Origin of the sequence: Paramagnetospirillum kuznetsovii (genome assembly GCF_003284725.1) — a bacterium.
GTDB lineage: Bacteria > Pseudomonadota > Alphaproteobacteria > Rhodospirillales > Magnetospirillaceae > Phaeospirillum > Phaeospirillum kuznetsovii.
On record NZ_PGTO01000004.1, the window covers coordinates 73,814 to 98,868 of the forward strand.

At 64.4% G+C, this 25,055-nt stretch carries 27 protein-coding genes and 1 tRNA gene; 14 read left to right on the plus strand and 14 right to left on the minus strand.

Annotated features, from left to right (window positions below; all coding sequences use genetic code 11):
- Positions 1 to 163: 163 nt before the first annotated feature.
- Positions 164 to 535 carry a hypothetical protein gene (locus CU669_RS07010; protein ID WP_161539603.1) on the plus strand — a complete coding sequence of 124 codons (372 nt, stop codon included), beginning with the start codon at positions 164 to 166 and terminating at the stop codon, positions 533 to 535.
- A gap of 77 nt (positions 536 to 612) precedes the next feature.
- Here the strand turns inward: CU669_RS07010 and CU669_RS07015 are convergent, their stop codons facing one another.
- Genes CU669_RS07015 through CU669_RS07035 form a run of 5 tightly spaced genes read right to left on the minus strand, consistent with a single transcriptional unit; the run spans position 613 to position 4,618 of the window.
- The gene (locus CU669_RS07015) at positions 613 to 948 is read right to left on the minus strand and encodes a DUF6867 family protein (RefSeq protein WP_112143129.1); all 336 of its coding nucleotides are present in this window, start codon (positions 946 to 948) and stop codon (positions 613 to 615) included.
- Complete coding sequence (locus tag CU669_RS07020) at positions 945 to 1,658, minus strand: ABC transporter ATP-binding protein (protein ID WP_112143131.1); 714 nt, start codon at positions 1,656 to 1,658, stop codon at positions 945 to 947. Before CU669_RS07020 ends, CU669_RS07015 begins: the two co-directional genes overlap by 4 nt.
- A complete protein-coding gene (locus tag CU669_RS07025) occupies positions 1,652 to 2,443 on the minus strand; it encodes an ABC transporter ATP-binding protein (protein ID WP_112143618.1) in 792 nt (263 codons plus the stop codon). Before CU669_RS07025 ends, CU669_RS07020 begins: the two co-directional genes overlap by 7 nt.
- 32 nt (positions 2,444 to 2,475) lie before the next feature.
- Entirely contained in the window at positions 2,476 to 3,702 is a 1,227-nt protein-coding gene (livM, locus tag CU669_RS07030; protein ID WP_112143133.1) for a high-affinity branched-chain amino acid ABC transporter permease LivM, read from the minus strand.
- A 1-nt stretch (position 3,703) separates the two neighbouring features.
- On the minus strand, positions 3,704 to 4,618 hold the full coding sequence (locus CU669_RS07035; RefSeq protein WP_112143616.1) for an ABC transporter permease subunit: 915 nt from the start codon (positions 4,616 to 4,618) through the stop codon (positions 3,704 to 3,706).
- A gap of 143 nt (positions 4,619 to 4,761) precedes the next feature.
- Between CU669_RS07035 and CU669_RS07040 the strand changes: the two genes are divergently transcribed.
- Positions 4,762 to 5,688, plus strand: coding sequence for a hypothetical protein (locus CU669_RS07040; RefSeq protein ID WP_146747692.1), 927 nt, complete (start codon positions 4,762 to 4,764; stop codon positions 5,686 to 5,688).
- Between the two features lie 367 nt (positions 5,689 to 6,055).
- On the opposite strand, the gene CU669_RS07045 is transcribed toward CU669_RS07040, so the two are convergent.
- Positions 6,056 to 6,493, minus strand: a complete 438-nt coding sequence (locus CU669_RS07045; protein ID WP_161539604.1) for a response regulator transcription factor — start codon at positions 6,491 to 6,493, stop codon at positions 6,056 to 6,058.
- Between the two features lie 37 nt (positions 6,494 to 6,530).
- On the opposite strand from CU669_RS07045, the gene CU669_RS07050 reads away from it, so the two are divergent.
- Both CU669_RS07050 and cueR read left to right on the plus strand, forming a co-directional pair.
- On the plus strand, positions 6,531 to 8,747 hold the full coding sequence (locus CU669_RS07050) for a heavy metal translocating P-type ATPase (protein WP_112143139.1): 2,217 nt from the start codon (positions 6,531 to 6,533) through the stop codon (positions 8,745 to 8,747).
- A complete protein-coding gene (cueR, locus tag CU669_RS07055) occupies positions 8,744 to 9,133 on the plus strand; it encodes a Cu(I)-responsive transcriptional regulator (RefSeq protein ID WP_112143141.1) in 390 nt (129 codons plus the stop codon). Before CU669_RS07050 ends, cueR begins: the two co-directional genes overlap by 4 nt.
- A 56-nt stretch (positions 9,134 to 9,189) precedes the next feature.
- Here cueR and CU669_RS07060 read toward each other — a convergent pair whose 3' ends face one another.
- On the minus strand, positions 9,190 to 10,209 hold the full coding sequence (locus CU669_RS07060) for a polyprenyl synthetase family protein (RefSeq protein WP_112143143.1): 1,020 nt from the start codon (positions 10,207 to 10,209) through the stop codon (positions 9,190 to 9,192).
- Positions 10,210 to 10,322: 113 nt separating this feature from the next.
- On the opposite strand from CU669_RS07060, the gene CU669_RS07065 reads away from it, so the two are divergent.
- Positions 10,323 to 11,090 carry a tRNA1(Val) (adenine(37)-N6)-methyltransferase gene (locus CU669_RS07065; RefSeq protein WP_112143145.1) on the plus strand — a complete coding sequence of 256 codons (768 nt, stop codon included), beginning with the start codon at positions 10,323 to 10,325 and terminating at the stop codon, positions 11,088 to 11,090.
- Positions 11,053 to 11,340, plus strand: coding sequence for a hypothetical protein (locus CU669_RS07070; RefSeq protein ID WP_239988586.1), 288 nt, complete (start codon positions 11,053 to 11,055; stop codon positions 11,338 to 11,340). Before CU669_RS07065 ends, CU669_RS07070 begins: the two co-directional genes overlap by 38 nt.
- A 1-nt stretch (position 11,341) precedes the next feature.
- On the opposite strand, the gene CU669_RS07075 is transcribed toward CU669_RS07070, so the two are convergent.
- The 4 genes from CU669_RS07075 to coxB are packed head-to-tail and all read right to left on the minus strand — an operon-like array spanning position 11,342 to position 15,105.
- Entirely contained in the window at positions 11,342 to 12,136 is a 795-nt protein-coding gene (locus tag CU669_RS07075) for a cytochrome c oxidase subunit 3 (protein WP_112143147.1), read from the minus strand.
- Positions 12,133 to 12,684 (minus strand): cytochrome c oxidase assembly protein, encoded by a 552-nt coding sequence (locus tag CU669_RS07080; RefSeq protein WP_112143149.1) that lies wholly within the window; start codon positions 12,682 to 12,684, stop codon positions 12,133 to 12,135. Before CU669_RS07080 ends, CU669_RS07075 begins: the two co-directional genes overlap by 4 nt.
- A gap of 7 nt (positions 12,685 to 12,691) precedes the next feature.
- Positions 12,692 to 14,266, minus strand: a complete 1,575-nt coding sequence (gene ctaD / locus CU669_RS07085; protein ID WP_112143151.1) for a cytochrome c oxidase subunit I — start codon at positions 14,264 to 14,266, stop codon at positions 12,692 to 12,694.
- The gene (gene coxB, locus CU669_RS07090; RefSeq protein ID WP_112143152.1) at positions 14,263 to 15,105 is read right to left on the minus strand and encodes a cytochrome c oxidase subunit II; all 843 of its coding nucleotides are present in this window, start codon (positions 15,103 to 15,105) and stop codon (positions 14,263 to 14,265) included. The genes ctaD and coxB overlap by 4 nt, the downstream gene beginning before the upstream one ends.
- A gap of 207 nt (positions 15,106 to 15,312) precedes the next feature.
- On the opposite strand from coxB, the gene CU669_RS07095 reads away from it, so the two are divergent.
- A complete protein-coding gene (locus CU669_RS07095; RefSeq protein ID WP_112143154.1) occupies positions 15,313 to 15,690 on the plus strand; it encodes a rhodanese-like domain-containing protein in 378 nt (125 codons plus the stop codon).
- Between the two features lie 326 nt (positions 15,691 to 16,016).
- Here the strand turns inward: CU669_RS07095 and CU669_RS07100 are convergent, their stop codons facing one another.
- From CU669_RS07100 to CU669_RS07115, 3 genes are all read right to left on the minus strand, one after another.
- Positions 16,017 to 16,247 (minus strand): TraR/DksA C4-type zinc finger protein, encoded by a 231-nt coding sequence (locus CU669_RS07100; RefSeq protein WP_112143622.1) that lies wholly within the window; start codon positions 16,245 to 16,247, stop codon positions 16,017 to 16,019.
- Positions 16,248 to 16,339: 92 nt separating this feature from the next.
- A complete protein-coding gene (locus CU669_RS07105; protein ID WP_112143156.1) occupies positions 16,340 to 16,801 on the minus strand; it encodes a hypothetical protein in 462 nt (153 codons plus the stop codon).
- A gap of 180 nt (positions 16,802 to 16,981) precedes the next feature.
- Positions 16,982 to 17,056 (minus strand) — tRNA-Val (locus tag CU669_RS07115).
- Positions 17,057 to 17,226: 170 nt separating this feature from the next.
- On the opposite strand from CU669_RS07115, the gene CU669_RS07120 reads away from it, so the two are divergent.
- The 7 genes from CU669_RS07120 (at position 17,227) to CU669_RS07145 (ending at position 25,037) form a co-directional block, all read left to right on the plus strand.
- Positions 17,227 to 18,132, plus strand: a complete 906-nt coding sequence (locus CU669_RS07120) for an N-formylglutamate amidohydrolase (protein ID WP_112143159.1) — start codon at positions 17,227 to 17,229, stop codon at positions 18,130 to 18,132.
- The gene (locus tag CU669_RS07125; protein WP_112143624.1) at positions 18,129 to 18,722 is read left to right on the plus strand and encodes a GNAT family N-acetyltransferase; all 594 of its coding nucleotides are present in this window, start codon (positions 18,129 to 18,131) and stop codon (positions 18,720 to 18,722) included. The genes CU669_RS07120 and CU669_RS07125 overlap by 4 nt, the downstream gene beginning before the upstream one ends.
- Positions 18,719 to 18,847, plus strand: a complete 129-nt coding sequence (locus CU669_RS21995) for a hypothetical protein (protein ID WP_275667806.1) — start codon at positions 18,719 to 18,721, stop codon at positions 18,845 to 18,847. The genes CU669_RS07125 and CU669_RS21995 overlap by 4 nt, the downstream gene beginning before the upstream one ends.
- A gap of 188 nt (positions 18,848 to 19,035) precedes the next feature.
- Positions 19,036 to 20,958: a DUF6538 domain-containing protein gene (locus CU669_RS07130; RefSeq protein WP_146747693.1), complete on the plus strand. Its 1,923-nt coding sequence runs from the start codon at positions 19,036 to 19,038 to the stop codon at positions 20,956 to 20,958.
- A gap of 101 nt (positions 20,959 to 21,059) precedes the next feature.
- Complete coding sequence (locus CU669_RS07135; RefSeq protein WP_112143162.1) at positions 21,060 to 23,291, plus strand: hypothetical protein; 2,232 nt, start codon at positions 21,060 to 21,062, stop codon at positions 23,289 to 23,291.
- Positions 23,292 to 23,447: 156 nt separating this feature from the next.
- The gene (locus CU669_RS07140; RefSeq protein ID WP_146747694.1) at positions 23,448 to 23,654 is read left to right on the plus strand and encodes a hypothetical protein; all 207 of its coding nucleotides are present in this window, start codon (positions 23,448 to 23,450) and stop codon (positions 23,652 to 23,654) included.
- A gap of 186 nt (positions 23,655 to 23,840) precedes the next feature.
- Positions 23,841 to 25,037: a Fic family protein gene (locus CU669_RS07145; RefSeq protein WP_205119389.1), complete on the plus strand. Its 1,197-nt coding sequence runs from the start codon at positions 23,841 to 23,843 to the stop codon at positions 25,035 to 25,037.
- Positions 25,038 to 25,055 lie beyond the last annotated feature (18 nt).

Below are 25,055 nucleotides of genomic sequence, written 5' to 3' on the forward strand. Positions count from 1 at the left end.
CGAGGATTGGATGACATTGGGTCCAGTTTAGCAGGGCTGGCGGCTTACGCCACCCCGAATGGGGGCGCTGGCGGCGTCATAAAACGGTCATTTGAAAAGCGATATCGCTTCGATATAGCTTGACGCTGTAATTCAGTGCCCGCGTTTTCAGGAGATCACGTTCATGACGACCGAACCCAAAGCCGCCAAGCCCGAGGCTGTCGCGGCTCCCGCCGAGTCTGTCGCCCCCGCCAAGGCGGCCAAGCCTCAAAAGCCCACCAAGCCCGCCAAGCCCGCCGCCGCTCCCAAGGCGCCCAAGGCGGCCAAGCCAGCGGTCCCCGCCGCTGCTCCGGCGGTGAAGGCGGAAAAGCCCGCCAAGAAGGTGAAGAAGGACAAGAAGAAGGGCAAGAAGAAGGACAAGAAGAACAAGGAGGCGGTCATCATCCGCTTCGAGGATGACCAGATTCCCCAGGTGGATGCCCGTGCCGAGGCGCTGGGTCTGTCGCGCGCCGCCTGGGTGCGCATGGTGGTCGCCCAGGCACTGGCCAAGGCCTGAGAGCGGTTTCTTATGCGGGCGGGACGCCCGCGCTCCGAGTGGGATTGGGAGCGTGGGCATCTTGCCCGCCCCCTTTTCTATTCCTTTCCCAACTCCCGCCAGCCGAACGGGCCGTTGCGCTCGTAGAGCCAGGGGTATTGTTCCGCCATGCGGCGGGCGCGGGTGAAGCGGTAGGACAGCAGCGCCACCAAAGTCAGGACACCGCCGTCCAGCACGAAGCCGGGCAGCGACAGCAGCTCTCCCTGGAACAGGGCGAATTGCAGGAAGCGGTCGCCCGCCCCCAGCAGCAATGCGTAGGGGACCGCCTGGACCCAGGGGCGCCAGGTGGCGGCCAGGGCTTGGCCGGTCATGAAGGCGCAGCCGCCGAACAGGATCAGGGTCAGGCCGACGAAGACCGGGATGGAAGTGATCACGAGGCACCTCCATCCAGATAGTGGGCGCGGATTTCCGGGTTGGCCAGCAGGTCCGTGCCGCTGCCCGACAGGGCCACCTTGCCGTTGACCAGCACATAGCCGCGATGGGCCAGCTTCAGGGCATGGAAGGCGTTCTGCTCCACCAGGAAGATGGTGACGCCCTGGTCGCGGCTGATGGCGGCGATGATCTCGAAGATATGGCGCACCACCAGGGGGGCGAGGCCCAGCGAGGGCTCGTCCAGCAGCAGAAGCTTGGGGCGGCTCATGAGGGCGCGGCCGATGGCCAGCATCTGCTGCTCGCCGCCCGACAGGGTGCCGCCGCGCTGGTCCAGGCGCTCCTTCAGGCGGGGAAACAGCGCCAGCACCCGTTCCAGATCCTGGTCGAAATGGCGGGGATCGGAGACGGCGGCGCCCATCTGCAGGTTCTCGTAGACGCTCATGCGTGGAAAAATGTGGCGACCCTCGGGGCTATGGGCGAGGCCGCGCCGGATGATCTGATGGGTGGGCAGGGCGGTGATGTCCTCACCCGCCAGCAGCACCCGGCCCTCGCTGGCGCGGGGATTGCCGCAGAGGGTCATCAGCAGGGTGGTCTTGCCCGCGCCATTGGCGCCCACCAGGGCGACGATCTCGCCTTGCCCAACCTCGATATCAACGCCGTGCAGCGCCTGGATGCGGCCATAGCCGGATTTCAGCCCCTCGATCCTCAGCATGACGCCACCTCCGGCGGCAGTTCGGCATCCTCGGGCTCGCCCAGATAGGCGCGGATCACCGCCGGATCGCTTTTCACCTGGGCGGGGGTTCCGTCGGCGATCTTCTTGCCGTAGTCCAGCACCACCACCCGGTCTGAGATTTCCATCACCACGCTCATGTCGTGCTCGATCAGCAGCAGGCCGATGCCGTCGGTATCGCGGATGGAGCGCAGCAGAATGTTCAACTCGGCGGATTCGCGGGGGTTGAGCCCCGCCGCCGGTTCGTCCAGGCACAGCAGCCGGGGGCCGCAGCACATGGCCCGCGCGATTTCCAAGCGGCGTTGATGGCCGTAAGGCAGGCTGCCCGCTTCCTCGTCGGCGAATTGGGTCAGCCCGACCCGGTCCAGCCAATGGCGCGCCCTGTCCACCGCCCGCGCCTCGGCATGGCGATAGCGGCTAAGGCCCAGCAGCCCGGCCAACGAGAACACCGAGGCCCGCATCAGCTCGGTATGCTGGGCGACGATCAGGTTTTCCAGCACGCTCATCTTGGCGAACAGGCGGATGTTCTGAAATGTCCGGGCCACCCCGGCGCGGCGGGTGATGGCGTGGTCGTCCAGGCGTTCCAACAAAAAAGTGCCGCCGCCATGGCTCAGCGCCATGCGCCCCACCTGCGGCTTGTAGAATCCGGTGATGCAGTTGAACAAGGTGGTCTTACCGGCGCCGTTGGGGCCGATCACCGCCGTGATCGCGCCTGCTTGCGCCTCGAAGGACAGGTCGTTGACGGCGAACAGGCCGCCGAACCGCATGGTGACGTGTTGGATGGCGAGGAGAGGCACGCTCACTTGGCGCCTCCCAGCCGGATGGTGGGCTGGCGTTGGGATAGCAGCCCGGCGGGCTTCCACAGCATGATCAGCACCATGGCGCCGCCAAAGGCCAGCATGCGGTATTGCTGCAACTCGCGGAACCATTCGGGCAGGCCCACCAGCAGCAGGGCGGCCAGCACGATGCCGATCTGGCTGCCCATGCCGCCCAGCACCACGATGGCCAGGATCACCGCCGATTCGATGAAGGTGAAGCTTTCCGGGCTGATGAAGCCCTGGCGAGTGGCGAAGAACGATCCGGCGAATCCGGCGAACATGGCCCCCAGGGCGAAGGCCGACAGCTTGACGGTGGTGGGGTTGATGCCGAGGCTCCGGCAGGCGATCTCGTCTTCCCGCAGCGCTTCCCAGGCGCGGCCCACCGGCAGGCGGCGGATGCGCAGCGTGAATAGATTGGTGATCAGCGCCAGGGCCAGGATCAGGAAATACAGGAAGATCACCCGGTGGTCGGCGGAATAGTCCATGCCGAAGAATTCGGCGAAGCCGGTCTGGCCGTCGGGCGGCACCGCCTTGAAGGACAGGCCGAACAGGGACGGACGCTCGATGCCGGAAATGCCGTTGGGGCCGCCGGTGACGTCCTGCCAGTTCTGCAAGATGACGCGGATGATCTCACCCAGTCCCATGGTGACGATGGCGATATAGTCGCCGCGCAGGCGCAGCACCGGAAAGCCCAGGACCAGCCCGAAACAGGCGGCCATCACGCCGGCCAGCGGCAGGCAGACCCAGAAGGACAGCCCGAAGGTCTGGGACAGCAGGGCGTAGGAATAGGCCCCGACGGCGTAGAAGGCGACGAAGCCCAGATCCAGCAATCCGGCCAGTCCGACCACGATGTTCAGGCCCCAGCCCAGCATGACGTAGATGAGGACCAGGGTGGCCTTGTCCACCAGATTGCGGTCGGCGAAGGGCAGGAAGGGCAGCGCCACCGCGAAGGCGGCCATGGCCCATCCGGCCCCGAAGCGAAGATTGCCCAGGCGGGCGGGCAGGGCGGGGAGAGCGGGGAGCGAGGGCAGCAGTCCAAGCGCTAACCGTCCGGCGAAAACCAGCCCCGCCGACCACGCCACCAGATCGAACCGCCCGGCCAGCGACAAGCCGTTGGCGCTGTCCACCAGCCGAAAGCCCAACATGGGCAGCGCCATGGCGGCGGCGACGAAGGCGGCCAGCGCGCAATCGCGGAGCAGGCCGCCCATCTCAGATCTTCTCCACATCCGGCCGCCCCAGCAGGCCGGTGGGGCGGAACACCAGAACCATGATCAGGATGCCGAAGGTGGCGACATCCTTGTACTCGATGGAAAAATAGCCCGACCAGAAGGCCTCGATCAGCCCGATCAGCAAGCCGCCCAGCATGGCGCCGGGCAACGAGCCGATACCACCCAGCACGGCGGCGGTGAAGGCCTTGATGCCCGCCAGGAAGCCGATATAGAAGTCGATGACGCCGTAATACAGCGTCACCATCAGCCCGGCGACACCGGCCAGGGCGGCGCCGATGACGAAGGTCGTGGAGATCACCCGGTCCACGTCGATTCCCAACAGCGCGGCCATCTTCATGTCCTGCTCGGTGGCGCGCTGGGCGCGGCCCAGCGAGGTCTTGGTGATCATCCAGGTGAACCCCGCCATCAAGGCCAGGGTCATGACCATGACGATGATCTGCATCCAGCTCAGATTGACGGTGAAGCCGTCGCCCTCCATCAGGGTGAATCCGCCCTGGATCACCGGGGGCAGCGGCTTGACCCGCGCGCCCTGAGCCTGGGCGGTGAAGTTCTGCAAGACGATGGACACGCCGATGGCCGAGATCAAGGGTGCCAGCCGGGGGGCGGCGCGCAAGGGCCGATAGGCGATCCGCTCCACCGTCCAGCCCCACAGGGCGGTGAACCCCATGGTGGAGAACAGCGCCACCAGCAGGGCCACCACCACCGAGGCGCCGCCGATGGTGGTGGCGGCCAGGAACGCGATCAGCGAAATGAAGGCGCCCAGCATATAGATGGTGCCATGGGCGAAATTGATCATGCCGAGAATGCTGTAGACCATGGTGTAACCAAGGGCGATCAGTCCATAGATCGCGCCCAGCGTCAGGCCGTTGATCAATTGCTGGAGAAAATACTCCATCCGCCCTTCCTGCATGTCCCGGTCTCTTGAAACCTACTCACCACCATGATCCTGTCAACCGAGAAGGCTGGCGCCCCCTTGCGGCCAAGGCTTTTTCGAAGCGGCAATCGTGCTACACTCCGGCCGCTATCGAGGGGGGCAGAATGTCGCAAGAGCCGATGGACGACGTCATTCGCATTCGGATCGACACCACCCGCGCGGTGGAAGCCTTCCTGACCCTTCTGGTCGAACAGGCGGCGGAAGGAGAAACCCGCGCGCCGGCCAATCCGGCCGCCACCGCCATCTGGCGCGAATTGGCGCCGTTCCGCCTGGTGGAATACGCCTATGTGGACGATGGCGTCGGCACCATCGTCGGGGCCTATCTGGGCTTTCCCGATGGCGAGCTATACGCAGCCGGTGACGACATCCCCGAGACTGCCGTCACCGACATGGTCAAGGGCTGCGAGCACAGCGTCACCGATCTGCCGCCCATTTACGTTTATGTGGTGCTGGAGCGACCGGTGGGCCGCGAGGCCATCGACGCCTTCCTCACCGAATTGTCGTCCCATGTGGGCCACGCCCTGACGGCGGTGGTGCCGGGATCGGACGGGCAGTTGAAGGTGCGCTTCTATGATTCCGAGGGGGCCAGGGGCTTCGCCCGCGAAGGCGACCGCCATCTGTCCAAGGCGGCGGTGCTGGAGCGTTTCGCCACCCATTCCCAGCGCTCCGACGGCCGCGCTTATGCCGCCCTGACCTACGCCTATGCCAAGCAGGTGTTGGAATTCGCCTCGGCGCAGGATCGCGACGAGTTCATTGCCTGGTCCCGGTCCTTGTGCGACTGGATCTTCGCCCATGGCGGCGACAGCGCCCAATTGGGATTCCCAGAGGTGACCCGTCCGGCGGAAGCGGCGCCGGTACCGGAGGAGGATCGGGTTACCGCCCGCATGGAGGCGCCGGGAGCGTTCGAGAACGGAGAGGCTTGGAACTGCTTCGCCACCGACGCCTCGCCCACCGACGAGGTGGTGGCGCGGAGCTACTGGGCCTATGTGCGGCGAACCATCGACGAAGGCCGGGCAGGGACCGTCTACTAGAGTCTGTCAGTATTTCAGCGGCTTGCCTTCGGCATGGGACTCGAATAAGGAATCACCACCAAGGCACCAAGGACACCAAGAGGCCGACGCGGTTTCTTGCTCTTCGTCTTGCCCGGACGCGTTTCGGGCATCCACGCCGTATTGCTTCATAAGACGTTGAAGAGGAACCGCGAGGATGCTCGAGACACCCCCCGGCCATGACGAAAGAGAAAGGGCTGGCCGCTTGCTCCGCTCTCTTGGTGTCCTTGGTGCCTTGGTGGTGAATCGGCGGCGGCGGCCATGGGACAGTCCTGGCCGTCCATGGACCCTCGGGTCAAGCCCGAGGGTGACGAACAGAAAAACCGATTCCACCAAACTCTGACGGACTTTAGCCCTTGAGGGCCGCTTCGACGGCGGCCAGGAAGGCATCCACCTCGAAGGGCTTTTCCAGCACCGCGACGGCGCCGAGCCGCTGGGCGGTTTCCAGTCCCTGGGTCTTTTCCAGCCGGGCGCTGCCGCCGGAAATGGCGATGATGCGGGCGGCGGGCAGCATGGTCTGCAATTCCAGGATGGTCTGGATGCCGTCCATTTCCGGCATGATGATATCGGTGACGATCACGTCGAAACTGGCGCCGCCTTCGACCATTTCGACGGCAAGGGCACCATTGTCGGCGGTCACCGCCAGGTGTCCGGCCGCTTCCAGCACATCCACCAGCGAATCGCGCATCAGCTTGGTGTCTTCGACGATCAGAATCCGGCTCATGGCCCCTCGCGGCAAGGTGATGGTGTGCTGGCCATTGATACCGGCATTCCAACAGGGCGGCAAGACGGTTCCCCTTGACCTTCCAGTCACGGGAAGGTGAATGATAGACTCGTTCATTGAAGGAAAGGGACTTGCCGTGACCCATCAGGCGCCGCCCGCCAGCCTATCGCTTCCCGTCCGGGGCATGACCTGCGCCGCCTGTTCCACCCGGCTGGAACGGGTTTTGGGCAAGATCGACGGTGTCGAGCAGGCCCTGGTCAGTCTGGCGGCCGAGCGTGCCGATATCCGCTTCGATCCTGCCCTGGCGACGCCGGAACGGCTGGTGGACGCCATCGTCAAGGCGGGATTCCAGGCCGATCTGTCCCAGTCGGGCGACGAGGATCTGGACCGTGCCGAGGCCGACTATGCCGCCGAGTCCCGCCGTCAATTGATCGCCCTGGGCATCTCGGCGGCGCTGACCCTGCCGCTGGTGGGGCAGATGGGGCTCGATCTCGCCGGGATTCACTGGATGATCCCCGCCTGGATCCAATTGCTGCTGGCGGTGCCGGTGCAATTCTGGATCGGCGGCCGGTTCTACGCCGGAGCCTGGACCTCGTTGAAGGGCGGCATCGGCAATATGGACGTGCTGGTGGTGCTGGGAACCTCGGCCGCTTTCGGCCTGTCGGCGTGGCATGTGGTCGCGGGCGACGCCCATCACGGCAATCTCTATTTCGAGGGCGCCGCCGTGGTCATCACCCTGGTGCTGCTGGGCAAGACCCTGGAAAGCCGCGCCAAGCGCTCGGCCGCGGGCGCCATCCGCGCCCTGATGCGGCTGCGCCCCGACATCGCCCGCGTCGAGCGCGACGGCGCCATCATCGAGGTTCCCGCCGCCCTGGTGGCGGTGGGCGAGGTGGTGGTGGTGCGGCCGGGCGAGATCGTGGCGGTGGACGGCCGGGTGCTGGACGGCCAAAGCCAGATGGACGAAAGCCTGATCACCGGCGAAAGCCTTCCCGTGACCAAGGAGCCGGGCGATTCGGTGGTGGCGGGCGCCGTCAACGGCGACGGTCTGCTGCGGGTCGAGGCCACGCGGGTGGGCAAGGAATCCACCATCAGCCGCATCATCCGCATGGTCCAGGGCGCCCAGGCCAGCAAGGCGCCGGTCCAGCAACTGGTGGACCGCGTCTCGGCGGTGTTCGTGCCGGTGGTGGCCGCCATCGCACTGGCCTGTTTCCTCGGCTGGTGGCTGATGGGCGGCGATTTGCAGACCGCCTTCGTCGCCGCCGTCTCGGTTCTGGTCATCGCCTGTCCCTGCGCCCTGGGCCTCGCCACCCCCACCGGCATCATGGTGGGAACCGGCGTGGCGGCGCGGCACGGCATCCTGATCAAGGACGCCGAGGCGCTGGAACGCGCCCATCAGGTCACGGTGGTGGTGTTCGACAAGACCGGCACCCTCACCGAGGGCCGTCCGGCGGTGGCCAATGTCACCGCGCTGGACGGCGATGGGGCGGGTTTGCTGAGCCTTGCCGCCTCGGCCCAGCAGGGCAGCGAACATCCCCTGGCCCGCGCCGTGTTGGCCGCCGTGCCGGTCGGGGAACGGGTGGCGGTAAGCGCGTTCCAGTCGCTGCCGGGACGGGGGTTCTCGGCCATGGTGGCGGGCCGCGCCTTGCTGATCGGCAGCCGCCGCCTGATGAATGAGAGGGGGATCGATCTTTCGGCGCTGTCCTCCGACGCCGACGAGGCTATCGGCCGCACCGTCATGTGGGTGGCGGATTCGGGGAAGCTTCTGGGCTTCATCGCCGTCGCCGATCCGGTCAAGCCTTCCGCCGTCAAGGCGGTCACCGCCTTGACGGCGTTGGGGGTCGAGACGGTGATGCTGACCGGCGACAACGCGCGGGCCGCCCGCGCCGTAGCCGATTCGGTGGGGATCACCCGCGTGGTGGCCGAGGTGCTGCCCGAGGACAAGGCGGCCGAGGTGGAAAAGCTGAAGCGCGGCGGCGTGGTCGCCATGGTGGGCGACGGCGTCAACGATGCCCCCGCCCTGGCGGCGGCGGATATCGGCGTGGCCATGGGGACAGGCTCCGATGTGGCCATGCAGGCGGCAGGCATCACCCTGGTGCGCGGCGATCCGTCGCTGCTGGCCGAGGCGCTGTCGCTGTCGCGGGCGACCACCGCCAAGATCCGCCAGAACCTGTTCTGGGCCTTCGGCTATAACGTCATCGCCATTCCCGCCGCCGCCCTGGGCCTGCTCACTCCGGTGATCGCCGGGGCGGCCATGGCCATGTCCTCGGTCTCGGTGGTGTCCAATTCGCTGCTGCTGCGGCGTTGGAGGATGAGATGAATATCGGCGAGGCGGCCCGGCGTTCGGGCGTTTCGGCCAAGACCATCCGCTATTACGAGGGCATCGGCCTGATTCCGGCGGCCGGGCGCACCGCGTCGGGTTACCGCGCCTATAGCGCCAACGAGGTGGAAACCCTGCGCTTCATCCAGCGCGCCCGTTCACTGGGCTTTTCGGTCGATGAGGTGGGGACGCTGCTGGAATTGTGGCGCGACCGCTCGCGGGCCTCGGCCGACGTCAAGGCGGTGGCGCTCAAGCACGTGACGGCCATCGAGACCAAGATCGCCGAGCTGGAAAGCATCCGCCGCACCCTGCTGGACCTCACCAACCGCTGCTGCGGCGACGATCACCCGGATTGCCCCATATTGGATGGTCTGGCGGCGAAATGATGCGGGCAGGATGCCCGCGCTCCAAACCGGGGGCGCGGGCGTCTCGCCCGCTTTTCTCAATAAGCCCGGTCGATGCAGAAATCGATGACGTCGATCATGGCCTGCTTGACCGGGGAATCGGGGAAGATTCCCAGGGCGTCGCGGGCGATCTCGCCGTAATGGCGGGCGCGGGCGACGGTGGCGGCGAGGCTGCCGTGCTTTTCCATCAGGGCGATGGCGCGCTTCAGGTCGTCGTCGGTCTGTTCCAGCTCCTCGACGCAGCGCTTCCAGAATTCCCGCTGCTCGTCGTCGCCGCGCCGGAAGGCGAGGATGAGGGGTAGGGTGATCTTGCCCTCGCGGAAATCGTCGCCGACGGTCTTGCCCAGCACCGCCTGCTTGGCCGAATAGTCCAGCACGTCGTCGATCAACTGGAAGGCGATGCCCAGATTGAGGCCGTAGGATTCCAGCGCCTCTTCCTCCACCTTGGGCCGCTCGGCCACCACGGCGCCGATGCGGCAGGCGGCGGCGAACAGGGCGGCGGTCTTGGAGCGGATGACCTCCAGATAGGAATCCTCGCTGGTCTCGGTGTCGTTGGCGGTGATCAGTTGCAGCACCTCGCCCTCGGCGATCACCGAGGAGGCCCGCGACAAAATGGCCAGCACCGCCAGCGAGCCGTCTTCCACCATCAGCTCGAACGAGCGGGAGAACAGGAAGTCGCCCACCAGCACGCTGGGCTTGTTGCCGAACAGGGCATTGGCCGAGGCCTGTCCGCGCCGCAGGTCGGATTCGTCGACCACGTCGTCATGCAGCAAGGTGGCGGTATGGATGAATTCGACGCAGGCGGCCAGCTTGATGTGGCGTTCGCCGGAATGCCCCGCCAGCTTGGCCGAGGCCAGGGTCAACACCGGGCGCAGGCGCTTGCCGCCGGCGGCGATGATGTGGCCGGCCAGTTGCGGGATCAGCTCGACCGGCGAATGCATGCGCTCGACGATGGTGCGGTTGACCTTCTGCAAGTCGTCCTTGACCAGCGCCACCAAGGCATCGAAGCTCTTTGCCTTCTTGCCGCGTTCGTCTTCCAAGCTGACCACGATCGCCACGATACGGACTCTCCTCCTGACGGGCTCGACCCTACCCGCAGGATGAACATAGTGTCGCTGTGGAAAGTCGGTCAAGCTTGCATCGCCCCATTTACCCTGTTTCCAGTGATTTCATGCCCACGGAATTCCCCTTTACGCTCACCGACGACCGCCTGCTGGACGGCAGGGTCAGGTTGTTCCAGCCGCAAGACGGCTATCGCGCCGCCGTTGACCCGGTTCTGCTGGCCGCCGCCGTCCATGCCGGTCCGGGCGAGTCGGTGCTTGATCTGGGCTGCGGCGCGGGGGCGGCGGCGCTGTGTCTGATGGCGCGTATCGGCGGGGTTCGCGTGACCGGATTGGAGATTCAGCCCGACATGGTCCGCTTGGCGCGCATGAACGCCCAAGCCAATGCCGCCGCCGATTTCACGGTGGTGGAAGGCTCCATCGCGGCGCCTCCACCGGGTCTGGGGCCGTTCGACCATGTCATGACCAATCCGCCCTATGGGGCGGCGGGGCGGGGAACGCCGCCGCCGGTGGCGGGCAAGGCCGTCGCCCATGTGGAAGGCGAGTCCGATCTTCGCGCCTGGATCAAGGCTGCCGCCAAGCTGCTCAAGCCCAAGGGAAGCCTCACCCTTATCCATCGCGCCGACCGGCTGGACGAGATTCTGGCCGCCCTGTCGGGGCGCGGCCTCGGCGCTATCCATATCCTGCCGCTCTGGCCCAAGGCGGGGCGGTCGGCCGGGCGGGTGGTAGTGTCCGCCCGCAAGGGGTCGAAGGCGCCGCTGGAAGTTTTGCCCGGCCTGGTCTTGCACGGCGACAACGGGGCCTATTCGCGGGCGGCGGAGGCGATCTTGCGCGGGGCCGGTGCCCTATCTTGTTCTGGTTCCCAAGGTGGAGCATAAGGAAGCCATGTTCGGAAAATTCCTCCTCACCGTCGCGGTCATCGCAATCATCTGGTTCGGCTATAAGTATCTGGGCCATCTGGCGGAATTGAAGCGGCGCGATTCCTCTCCGCGCCCATCGGAACGTCCCGGCCGCGAGCCGCGCGACGCCAAGGTGGACGCGGAAGCCATGGTGGAATGCCGCGTCTGCGGCACGTGGCAGCCGTCGCGAACGGCCAGATCCTGCGGCAAGGCCGACTGTCCCTATTGAGTCAGCCGTTGCCCCACCAGTAGACCCAGACGAACAGGAAGATCCACACCACGTCCACGAAGTGCCAGTACCACGACGCGGCCTCGAAGCCCAAATGGCGCACGGCCGTGAAATGGCCGCTCAGACTCCGCGCCAGACACACCCCCAGGAAGCATACGCCGATCAGGACGTGGAAGCCGTGAAAGCCGGTGGCCATGTAGAATACCGACGGATAGATGCCGTCGGTGAAGGCGAACAGCGCCTGGCCGTATTCATGGATCTGCAAGGACAGGAACACCAGCCCAAGGAGGATGGTCACGGCCAGCCAGCGCGCCGCCCGGCCGGTCCGATCGGCTCGCAGGGCGTGATGCGAGCGGGTGAGCGTCAGGCCTGAACTCATCAGGATCAAGGTGTTCGCGAAGGGAATATGCCAGGTCTCCAGCGTCGCGATACCGGGCGGCGGCCATTGGGCGACCATGGGGGCCACCTTCAGGCTGGAATGGAAGAAAGCCCAGAAGAACCCGGCGAAGAACATGACCTCCGAGGCGATGAACAGGGCCATCCCCAGCCTGAGCCCGTGACGGACCTCGTGGCTGTGGGAATGGCCGTCCCGGGACTCGCGGACCACGTCGCGCCACCATACGGCCATGGTCGCCAGCAGCAGCGCCAAGCCCACCAACAGCCCCCATGTCTGGTCACGGTGATGGAAATAGGTGACGCCGCCATAGGCGAGCACGAAGGCCGAGACCGCTCCCATCAGAGGCCAGGGGCTGGGATCGACCAGATGATAGGGATGAGACGCGCGCGATATGCTCATGATCGGCCTCTTCCTATGCTGGCGGGCTCGTTGGCCCGGAAGAACGTATAAGACAGGGTGATGGTGGACACTTCCTCGGCATGGGGATCTTCGGCCATGGCGGGGTCGATGACGAAGGTCACCGGCATGTCCAGGCTCTGGCCCGGCTGAAGCTCCTGCTCGGTGAAGCAGAAGCACTGGATCTTGGCGACATAACGCCCGATCTTGTCGGGGGTGGCGTTGAACACCGCATTGCCGGTCACCGGGCGGTCGGACAGATTGGTGGCGGTGAAGACGGCCAGGGTGTCCTCGCCCAGCCTCACCCGCATCTCGCCGACCGGAGGCGAGAACCGCCAGTCCAGCCCCTTGGCCACCGAGGCGTCGAAGCGGATCTTGACCCAGCGTTCCGCCACCCGTTCCGACGCCGCCGCCACTTGACGCGGCGGCCCGCCGATGCCGGTGGCCTGGCAGAAGGCTCGGTACAGCGGCACGCTGCCCACCACCAGGCCCAGCATGGCGGCGATGACCACCATCAGCAGGGCCGCCGTCTTGCCGGGGCTGGGGTTCATGATCGCCTCACTCCGCCGGGCTGCCCAGATGGGGCAGGGTCTCGAAGGCGTGAACCGGCGGCGGCGAGGATACCGTCCATTCCAGGGTGGTGGCGCCTCCACCCCACGGATTGGGCGCTACCTGCTTGCCGACCGCGAAGGTGCGCCAGACCACCACCAGGAAGAACACCGTGCCGGCAAAGGCGATATAGGCCCCCACCGACGATACCAAGTTCCACCCGGCGAAGGCGTCGGGATAGTCGGGAATGCGGCGCGGCATGCCCTGGACGCCCAGGAAATGCTGCGGGAAGAAGGTCAGGTTGACGCCGACGAAGGTGATCCAGAAGTGGATCTTGCCGAGGGCTTCCGGATACTGGTGGCCGCTCATCTTGCCGATCCAGTAGTAGAATCCGGCGAAGATGGCGAAGACGGCGCCCAGGCTCAGCACATAGTGGAAATGGGCGATGACGTAATAGGTGTCGTGCAGCGCCACGTCCACCGGGTTGTTGGCCAGCACCACCCCGGTGACGCCGCCCATGGTGAACAGGAAGATGAAGCCCACCGCCCACAGCATGGGCGTCTTGAAGGTGATGGAGCCGCCCCACATGGTCGCGATCCAACTGAAGACCTTGATGCCGGTGGGCACCGCGATCACCATGGTCGCCGCGGTGAAATAGGCGCGGGTGTTCACGTCCAAGCCGGTGGTGAACATGTGGTGCGCCCAGACGGCGAAGCCGATGACGCCGATGGAAACCATGGCATAGGCCATGCCCAGATAACCGAACACCGGCTTTCTCGAGAAGGTGGCGATGATCTGGCTGACGATGCCGAAGGCGGGCAGGATCATGATGTAGACTTCGGGGTGGCCGAAGAACCAGAACAGATGCTGGTAGAGCAGGGGATCGCCGCCGCCCGAGGGCGCGAAGAAAGTGGTGCCGAAATTGCGGTCGGTCAGCAGCATGGTCAGCGCGCCCGCCAGCACCGGAATGGACAGCAGCAGCAGGAAGGCGGTCACCAGCATGGACCAGACGAACAGCGGCATGCGGTGCAGGGTCATGCCCGGTGCCCGCATGTTCAAGATGGTACTGATGAAATTGATGGCGCCCAGCACCGAGCTGATACCGGCCAGATGCAACGCCAGGATGGCGAAATCCACCGAGGCGTCGGGATGGCCCGAGGTGCTGAGCGGCGGATACAACGTCCAGCCGGTTCCGGCGCCCGCGCCTTCCAGCATGGACAGCATCATCAGCACGAAGGCGGGCGGCAGCAGCCAGAAGCTGATATTGTTCAGGCGGGGAAAGGCCATGTCGGGCGCCCCGATCATCAGGGGCACGAACCAATTGCCGAATCCGCCGATCAGGCCGGGCATGACGGTGAAGAACACCATGGTCAGGGCATGGGCGGTGACGAAGACGTTGTATTGATGCCAGTCGCCGCCGAACACGGTACCGCCGGGATGTGCCAACTGCATGCGGATGACCACGGACATGGAGCCGCCGATCAAGCCCGCGATCACGGAGAAGATCAGGTAGAGCGTGCCGATGTCCTTGTGGTTGGTGGAATACAGCCAGCGCCGCCAGCCATGGGGAAGGTCGTGGCTCATGGGAGGGGCTCCTCGGTCCGTGACATGGCGAGTGCGCTCACCGGGGGCGTTCCGTCGAGATGGACGAATTTCTTCTTGGCTCCGGCCACCCAGGCTGCGAACTCTTCCTTGGTGACGGCCCGCACATGCACCGGCATGAAGCCATGATTGACGCCGCACAGCTGGGAACACTGTCCGTAATACTGCCCCGGTTCCTTGACCTGAACCCAGCTTTCGCTGAGGCGGCCCGGAACCGCGTCGCTCTTCACTCCAAACGCGGGGACCGCCCAGGAATGGATGACGTCTTCCGCCGTCATCTGGAGGCGAATGGGAACGCCTGCGGGGATCACCAACTCGTTGTCGGCGGTCAGAAGACGGGGCTGGCCCGGCTTCAAGTCGTCGGTCTGCACCATCATGGAGTCGAACTTGAAATCCTGGTCGGGATATTCATAGCTCCAATACCATTGGTGTCCGATGATCTTCAGGGTCAAGTCGGCGTCGTGCACCCGGTCCATGAAGTAGAGCAGACGGAACGACGGCACCGCGATCAGCAGCAAGATGACGGCAGGTATGGTGGTCCAGGCCACTTCCAGCGGGGTATGATGGGACCACCGCGCAGGGCTCGGATTGCGTTCCGCCCGGAAGCGCCAGCAGGCATAGCCCAGCAGGGCGCTGACCAGGAGCGTGATGCCGACGATCACGCTGTTGATGAATCCGGCCAGCGAGACGATGCCATCCATGGTGGAGGAGGCCGGGGGCTGAAAGCTGATGGCCCAGGGCCGCGGCTCACCCGCAATGGCGGTGGAACTCGCCAGCACCGCTGCGAAAAACACTGTCAAGACAATGGCTTGGCGTGTCATGGGCGTTACCCCTTGCGTTGATCGGTGCCGCCCCAAGAGCGGATATCGCCGATCAAATAACAATGCGTGTCAAACGCAATATGGAAAGTGGTAGTCCGAATAAATGTTTCCAAGGCCCTTGTGGTGGAAAACTGACGCATACCACTTGTGGGTAGTGCCAGGATCGCTACATTAGCTGCAACGCAACAAGCCCATAGGATCAGCCTCATGCTGTCACGTCTGTTTAATGCCTTCGGTGCGCCGTCCGCGCCAGGGGGCGGCAAGGTTCAGGTCGTCGATCCCGTTACTATCCGCCGCTGGTGGGAAGCGGGCGAGGTTGTCCTGATCGATGTGCGCGAGCGCGACGAGAATGCCGCCGAGCGGATCGAGGGCGCCCTCAATCTTCCGCTCAGCAGCTTTAATCCCGCCGAGGTTCCGGTTCCGCCCGAAGGCAAGCGCCTGGTGATCCATTGCCGCAGCGGCGTGCGGTGCGGCAGCGCCACCAATCTGCTGCTGGCGGCGGGCTGGGATGGCGAGATCACGCGCATGGAAGGCGGGCTCATGGGCTGGACCGCTTTCGGCGGCCCCACCAAGCGGGGCTCATAATCTTTTAAGAATTGTTCTTATAAACTGCGCCCGTGCCACTTCATCACAGGAGTGTACGACCATGGGCCAGAAGGCTGCGCGCCGCGAGAAACTAGCGGCAATTCGGGAGCGGGCTTGGGAAGTGATTTCCACGCCCGAGACCCATACCCTGATGAACAGGGAGCGGGCCCTCGATTCCCTTGGGTACCTCTGGGAAGTCGAAAAGGAACGCGTGGGTTCTCTGCTGGCTTGCTAGCTGGCGATTCCATCATCCGCCCCCTCCCGGCACGGCAGGGGGCGGAGTTGGATCTTCAACCCGTCAGTCCAACGACATCAGCCCGAAGACGTCAGCGGGGACCGCAGCGCCTTGCCATCTTGGCCTGGGCCTCCGCCTCATCGGCGCAGTCACGGCAGTTCTTGGCATAGGGGTTGGCGCGCAATCGTTCGGCTTCGATATCCTCGCCGCACGCCTTGCAGGTTCCATCCGATGGAACCCTCTCCGCCCGCCCCAAAACCGCCTGAATTGCTGCTGCGTTGAGAACTTCAATACGTTCCGCCGCGAGGTCGATCTCGTCCATGCCCTCACTCCCGAGAGTCACTATGCCTGCATATTGTGTATAGAACTTGGGGAGATGGCAATATCTATGATGGTGGAATCGGTGTCTTTGGGCTATTCGGGGATCTTGGGCGACCAGACCAGGGTCGCGGCGGCATCGTCCTGATTGCACAATTCCGCCAGTTTACCCGCCGATACCCGCAAGGGAGTGACGCCGTTGATGCTCAGCACGCCCTTGCGCACCAGCTTCCATCCCACCGATACGCAGACGCTTGGCGGGATATCATGGGCGGTGACGGCCACTTGCCCGCCCTTGCGCTCGACCCTGATGGCGCCGCCATAGATGTTCTTTTCGAAGACGCTGCCCTGGGCGGCGCGCACCATCTGCTCGATAAAGGCTTCCGGGCTGGCCGAGACTTGCAATTCGGGATTCGGAAGTAAAAGGAATGAGACGGCGGTGAAGCCGCCAAGTATGAACGTCAGGGCAAGCAGGGCGAGGCCCTTGTGCCCGTGGCCCCCGGTGCCATGATGGTGGGGGTGGATGTGCTTGCCGGGAACCGCCGAGTGAGTGATCATGACACGCCCCTTTCAGGGGATAATCCTTCTCATGATCCGAATATGCCATGACTTGATTAAGACAAGGTTTATGCTTCGCGACTATTCGCTCGACTTGTACGATCACGCATTTTTCGTGTGGTTTTTGGGGGGCAAACCCCTGAAACGGACGAAACCCCAAGGTTTCCCTTGGGGTTTCGATGGTGGGCGGTACAAGGTTTGAACTTGTGACCCCTGCGATGTCAACACAGTGCTCTACCGCTGAGCTAACCGCCCGTCACGACGTGGCCGCAATGTCTCGCGGGCCGCCGAGGGGGGTTCTTTTAGCGTCGTTCGCGCGCCATTGCAAGCCCTTCTGAACGGCTTTTCGCAGGCTTTTGGTTCCATGATTTTTTAATCCCGGATATGACAGGCGGCCCGCGACCTGCTAAGAATTCGCCATAGCCATGGACACCAAGCCTTACGCCGCCATTGATGAGAGTTCCGTGCTGACGGTGCGTGCGCCGTCGCGGCAAAGCGTGCCCGTGGTCTTTTCGTCGCCCCATTCCGGCCGGGACTACCCCGAAGCGTTCGTGGCCGCCTCCCGGCTTGACGCCAAGACACTGCGGCGCTCCGAGGACAGTTTCGTCGATGAGCTATACGCCTGCGTGCCCGAATTGGGGGCGCCATTGATCAGCGCCCGCTTTCCCCGTGCCTATTGCGATCCCAACCGGGAGCCCTATGAATTGGATCCGGTGATGTTTTCCGGCCCGCTGCCCCGGCATGCCAATACCCGCAGTCCAAGGGTGGTCGCCGGGCTGGGGACCATCGCCAGGGTGGTGGCCAGCGGCGCCGAGATTTATGCGGGCAAGCTTTCCGTGGCGGAGGCGGAGGCCCGCATCGCCCAGTACTACCGCCCCTATCATGATCGGCTTGGCGCGCTGGTGGGCGAGACCCGGGAGAAGTTCGGCTGGTCGCTGCTGGTGGACTGCCATTCCATGCCGTCGGTGGGCGGTCCCATGGATCGCGATTCCGGGTTGTCGCGGGTAGACGTGGTGCTGGGCGACTGCTTCGGGGCGTCCTGCGATTCCATCTTCACCGAGACGGCCGAGGCGGCCTTCGAGGAATTGGGCTATCGGGTGGTGCGCAACACCCCCTATGCCGGCGGCTTCACCACCCGGCATTACGGCGATCCCGGCCACGGCAGCCACGCCTTGCAGATCGAGTTGAACCGCGCGCTCTACATGGTGGAAAGCGAGCATGCCCACGGTCCCCGCTTCGCCCAGGTCCAGGGCGATCTTCGCCGCGTCGCGGCCGCTTTATGCGCCGCCGCCGCCGGGTTCGGCGCGCCCGCTGGGTTCGGTGTGCCATGACCCGGACGCAACCCCTGCCGGTGACGATCCGCGACGCGGTGGAAGCCGACATGGCGGCCATCCAGGCCATCTACGCCTTCTATGTCACCCGCACCGCCGCCTCCTTCGAGGAGACGCCCCCCGATACCGCCGAGATCACCGCCCGCTGGCGCAATCTGACGGGGCGGGGGATGCCGTTCCTGGTGGCCGAGGAAAAGGGCGAGGTGTTGGGCTATACCTATGCCGGGCCGTTCCGTCAGCGCTCGGCCTATCGCTATACCGTGGAGGATTCCATCTATGTGGCGCCCTTCGTGGTTCGGCGCGGCATCGGCAAGATCCTGCTGGCGGCGCTGATCGAGCGCTGCACCCAGTTGGGCTATCGCCAGATTATCGCGGTGATCGGCGATTCCGCCAATCAGGCCTCCATCGCGCTCCATCGCGCCACCGGCTTCGGCCAGGAAGGCGTGCTGCGCGGCGTCGGGCTTAAATTCGGCCGCTGGGTCGACGTTGTGATCATGCACCGCACCCTGGGCGGCGACGACCGGCCGCTGCCCGACGGCGGCAAGGCGCCCCCGCTGACGCCCAATTCCCCTCTGGAGGACATGCCGTGAGCGACCCCGTTCCCGACGACATCGTGCTGAGCCGCCGCATCATCGCCGGAATGGCGATTCTGCTGGTGATCCTGCTGGGCTCCCTGGCCTGGGGCGCCTTGCGGACCTTCTCGTTTCCCCAGTAACCGCCCGGCCATGGCGAAAAAAAAGCCGCTGGGTTGCCCCAGCGGCTTGAGTTTTGGGAGGAAGTCGAAATAGGAAAAATCGTTATAAATCATGGTATTGTAGCCGTAATTCACATCAATCGTTCACATTTTTAGTTCACATTTTTAGCTGGAATCGATATCGTGCCCGTGCTGGTTTGGAGGGCGGCATGGGCAAGAAAAACGGGTTGTCCCGGTATCTGTTCCGCAAGGGGGACACCTTCTACGTTCGCATCGCCGTCCCGAAGCCGCTGCGTGGCTTCTACGGGGGGAGGGATATCGTCATCCGCAGTCTGGGCACCCGGGATCCGAAGGTCGCCGAGAACCGGAAGGATATCGAGGTCGGGCGCATCAAGGCCGAGTTCGAGCAGTTGGCGAATCAGGACCCTTTTGCCCGCCAAGCGGTCGGTTCGCTCGCCCGGTGGGAGGCATCTACGGAAGCCATGGGGGCGATCTTGGAGGCGAGCGGCGATGGTCAGGCATCTGCCCTCGGTGCCCTGGCGGTCGAGGCGATGACCACCGACGATCCGCAGCAGCGAGCGAAGTTGGAGGCCCGGAAGCAGGCGATGTTGGAGTCGGCGCGGGGTCGGGCGATGGAGTGGGGGGAGGACCTCGCTGCGCGCCGAGGGCGCTTCGCCCTGCCGCGTCAGCCCGTGGCCGATCCGGCCGAGGTGCGTGCTTGGATCCATGAAGCCAACACCCTGTTGGAGTTCCTTGACGGTGGCAAGGTTCCCGACGAGGGGATGCCGCTGGCAGAGGTAGCCGCCATGGTCAGCGGTGCCGATCTGGGGGAAATCGCCAGGGCACAGATCGCCGAGGAGATCCCCGCCGCTTTGCTACCGGCACGGGCACGTCCCTACCTGAGCCGCGCCATATCCAAGGTCGTTCCCTCCGACGACAACATCAGCCTGGCTGACCTGATCGAGCGCTTCTTCGCCGACAGCCACAGGGCTAATTTGGCAGTCGTGACGCGCCGGAACTACGAGACCACCGTGCGGATCCTGAAGGAGGTGTTGGGGGAGAACGTTGCCGTTCGGTCCATCGGCCGCGATGACATTCGTCGGGTGCAGGATGTGATCCTCAATCTGCCAGCGCCCGAAGCCAAGCGCGACGGTAGGTTCACAGGGATGGACTTCCGGCGGATGGCCCAGACCGTCAAGGTCGCCCGCGAGAAGGGCGAGATCATCCCGTGCCTGATGTCGGGCACCCGAAACAAGTATCTGCGGAACATCAGTACCATCTTCACCTACGCCCTCCACGAGCAGAAGATCGACGCCCATCCGGCTCTCGGGCTGACCCTTCATTTTCCCGATGACCGGCAGGAGGAGGGCAAGGAGCCCTTCAGTCCGGACGACCTGAAGGTAATGTTCCCGCGCACCTATCGTGTCGAGGGGCTGAACTGGTTGCCGCTGGTGATGCTCTACCATGGCCTGAGGCCAAGCGAGGCCGCCCAGTTGGATGTTGCCGATGTCATGGAGATCGATGGCGTCTGGGCTATCGACATCAGCGATCAGACCAAGGGAGCGGAAGGGACTGCGCGCTGGGGTGACAAGACCTTGAAGAATGACCGCTCGACACCCCGCCGCATTCCGGTCCATCAGCGTCTGCTCGACCTTGGGTTCCTGGAATACCGGCAATCACGGCAGGATGCAGGCGAGCGGAAGCTGTTCGCGGTCAAGCGTTACGGTCAGGCGGGATACTTTGCATCCATCCGCGACGATTTCGCGGCCTGGCTGACGGCGGTTGGCGTCAAACGGTCCTCGACCTCTCCCCATTCGCTGCGCCATACCTGGAACACCACAGCCTTTCCCGTCATGGATGACCGCATCCGCAAGATCCTCGGGGGCTGGACGCTGGGCAAGGGCGTGGACGTTCGCACCTACCTCCACACCAATCGGCTGTCCTTGACCGACGTGAAGGCGGAGTTGGACAAGGTCGCCTTCGACGTGCTGACCACCGAGGTGGAGGCTGCGCGCGCCCATCCAGGTCTGAGCGGAATGCAACGCCGATTTCGGCCGGGCGAAAATCCGCTGAAGCAGCCCAAGAAGAAGCGCCTTGTTCCGGGAAAAATGAGAGGCGCCGACAAGTCCTGATCCGGACTGGGCCCGGTGGATGGTGGCCCGCCGCATCTGAAGCTTTTTCATGGATTGAATCTCTGATACCGGGGCGCCCCCGCAAATATCGGAAGAGTTCAATGGAATCATCATTCTCAGCGTTGACGCCTCGCAGAATCGAATTGTTCTGCATGCGCCGTCTTGCGTCTGTCTTGCCCGCCGAGATCACCCTCGCACTTCAGGGCTATCTCGTAGGCCTGCTGGCCCGTAAGGAGTTCCCGCCATACCGCGGCACCCAGATGGATTTCGAGGCTGTCGCTGACGCCATTTCGTTTGAGGCCGCGCCGCTGAGATCGGTGAAAGCAAAATTGCAGCCGATCTTCGATGCGGTATGCCGTTCTGTTGCCGAAGCCGAACTTCGGCTTCGGGCGCACAAGGGTGGCAAGGCAAAGAAGAGTACTTCGCCGCGAGGGGAGGTTGCCAGAAGGCCGGTGGGACGGCCACGCAAGGCGATTGAGGAGTTTCCTGAGCCGGTGGAGAGGGACTGGGATGAGCCTGATGACCTGGGCTCGGCTTTGCGCCTCCATGCCAATCGGCACGGTGAGACGATCCATCGCCTTTACAAGGCTGTCGTCAGACCGGAAGACGGCATGCATCTCAGTACGCTGCTGTCCTGGGCGCGCGGGGAAAAGGCGCCTCGCTCGGTGATCAGCCTTGATGTTCTTCGCCGAATCGAAAGGCGGTACCGGTTGCCGAAGGGGTATTTTGCCGAGAAGGCCGCCAATCCGGTCCGTGCCGCGACCGGGTTTGATCTGGGCGATGTCTCTCCGTCGGAGCGCCGCCGCTTGGCATGGCATCTGCCGGATGATTTCAATTCCCGTCCGCGCCAAGAACAAGTGGAAATCCTCGACTGGGTGCGTACCGTCATTGTCAGTGGCTCCACGGATTATCGGCGCTATCAGGTTACCGCCATGCGCCAACACTATGCGATTCGGTTTTCCTGTGTTTCGGCGACGAGAAAAAGGTCATCCAGCGCAAAGGCGCCGGATGAACCGGGGCTTATTGACGCGCCGGCCCAATTGAATGCGGAACTCTCCGAACTCCTCAAATTCAAGACCTCGACCTTTGCCGCCTTCGGCCTGCAGCGCAACGGCGTGTGGGGCGAGGAAACCGCATCACAGCGAACCGAACATTTTGCTTTGTGGTTTGGCGCCTTCGCAGCCCCTGCGGCAAGTGAGGTTCGGGGATACGGAGCTGACCCCAACAGCCTTACCTTCGCGATGATGGTCTTCCCGCAGGTCTGGGACTGGTACCTGCAATGGCGCGAGCAGCGTCGCGGCTTCTACACCAAGTGGGAAGTCGATCTGCTGACGATTGCTGCCGCCTTGACCCGTGAGGAGACCGGCTGGCTGCGGCAGATGCCCCGCATTGGCGATCATCTCCGGGAAATCGAAGGGCTGATCTCGCGTCAGGATATTGACGAGGCGAGGGCTGATTGGGCGGCGGCCTGTGATCGGATGTTTCGTCACGCTCGTCGACGCGTCAAGGAAATCGCCCGTGTCGCCCGCATCCACAGAGATCCGTTCGAGCCGATTTTGCCTGTCCTCGAAGCGCCAAGTCCGGTTGGCGAATACCGCAAGATCACCGAGGAGATCCTGCGCCGCATGCCGGACGAGCGTCGGCAGCCACGGGCCGCCGCTGAAGCGGTTCGGGCCTTTCTGCTGCTGCGGATTGGCCTGCACACGGGTCTGAGACAAAAGAACCTCCGGGAGCTTCTTCTCTGCCGGCGGGACCAATTGCCGACACCGGAGCGGCGTCTGGAGGACATGAAGCGGGGCGAACTCCGATGGAGTCCACGGGATCACGGTTGGGAAATCCTGATTCCCTCGGTTGCGTTCAAGAATGCAAGCTCGTCCTTCTTCGGTTCCAAGCCGTTCCGCCTGATCCTCCCGGATCTTGGTGGGCTCTATGAGAAACTCGAGGCGTATATCGACCGGCACCGTGCCCGGCTGATAGGACCTGCCACTGATCCTGGGACCTTCTTCGTCAAGACCGCGAAGATGACCAGCACCAATGCCGCATATAACCAGAACACCTTCTATGAGGCATGGCGGCTGGTCATCCAGCGCTATGGTATCTTCAATCCCTGGACCCGGCGTGGAGCGATCGAAGGATTGCTCCCCCATGGGCCGCACAATGTGCGAGATGTTCTGGCCACTCACATCCTGAAGCAGACAGGTTCCTACGAACAGGCCAGCTACGCCATTCAGGACACGCCGGAGATGGTGGCCCAGCACTACGGTCGCTTCCTGCCGCAGGACAAGGCCGAGATCGCCGCTCGCATCCTCAACAAGGTTTGGGAAGCGGCCTGAGGCTTTGAATTCACTGCGCGAAGAGGGGCTGCTTACGTGCCGCAAAACAAGCGGTCATCCGTCTTGTCATCGCTGAGATAAAGGGACCATATTCATCGCGAAGGAAGCGGTGAATATGGTCTTTATCCACGCGCAACATGAATGGATGCGGCTCCGATGAGCGAGGCACGAGATCCTCGTCTTCCCCAGGCGGGTGACGTGCGCCGGGCAGGCTTTTTGATGATGCTGCGATCGGTGGAGGCCGAGACGGATCGTCTGGGGGATATTCCCATGGCTGATGTCCTGGTCGAGGTGGACGCGATCATCGGCAATGGGGTCCGCGATCCGTTCGCCGCCGGGGAGGGGGAGTTGATGGGTACTTGATGGGCGCGGGGTTCAAGTTGCCCTTCCCACCCATCCGCTTATTCCTCGCCCCGCCCGACCAAGCCGATGATGATCGACAGGAGCGCCCCTAAAGAAGATCGGCCAGCAGATCGGCCAAACAGCCTAGCCATCAGCGTCTTTTCCATTTAACATCACGGCATTACGATATACGGAATATCGGCCAGAATGCCCATCATCGAGAGCACCGACCGCATCGAGCCGGCCCGCCTGGAGCAGATTCCCGAGGCCCTGTCCGACAGTGTGGCCGAGCTTGCCGCCGCCTCGGCCAGGCTCGGGCATGCCCTCCATCCCCGCACGGCAGCCAGTCTGGCCGACCTCGTGCGCATCATGAACAGCTACTACAGCAACCTCATCGAGGGGCACAACACCCGTCCGCGGGACATCGAGCGGGCGCTGCTGGGGCAGTTCGACAGCGACAGCAAGCGTCGCAACCTCCAGATGGAAGCGGCGGCGCATGTCCGCCTGCAGGCCGATATCGACCGCCAGGCCGCCGAGGGCGCCCTTTCCGAACCGGCCTCGCCCGACTTCGTCCGCTGGCTGCATGCGGAATTCTACTGTGACGCCCCGCCGGAGATGCTGACCATACGGGGCACCGGCCGGGAGTTCGTCATGACCCCCGGGGCATGGCGCTCCGGTCCCGACCAGGACGTGGCGGTCGGCCGGCACCTGCCGCCGTCGAGCGACCGGGTCGCCGCCTTCATGGAGCACTTCGTCGACCGCTACCGCTTCGAGCCGCTCGGCAAGGCCGCCCGCATCCTGGCCATTCCGGCGGCCCACCACCGCTTCAACTACATCCACCCGTTCCCGGACGGCAATGGCCGGGTCGCGCGCCTGATGAGCCATGCCATGGCGCATCAGGCCGGTATCGGCGCCCATGGCCTGTGGTCGATCTCGCGTGGGCTGGCCCGGGGCCTGGACAGCCGGGGTGACTACAAGCGGATGATGGACCACGCCGACATGCCGCGACAGGGCGACCTGGACGGACGGGGCAACCTGTCGCAGCGCGCCCTGATCGATTTCTCGCTGTGGTTCCTGCGCGTCTGTCTGGACCAGGTTACCTTCATGTCCGGCCTGTTCGAGCTCGATACGCTGGCGCGCCGGCTGCGGATGCTGGTGGAGCGCAGCGACAGCCTGAAGCCAGAAGCGGCACGGCTGCTCGAGGAGGCCCTGATCCGGGGCGAGATCGAGCGCGGCGACATGCCGCGCATCACCGGCCTGCCCGAGCGCACCGCGCGCCGGGTCTTCAACGATGTGGTGGCCGCCGGCCTCCTGGCCTCGGACACGCCCAAGGGCAAGGTGTCGCTGTGCTTTCCGGTCGAGACCCTCGACACGTTGTTCCCGAGGTTGTTCCCCGAGACCTGATCCGGCCGGATCCCCTGG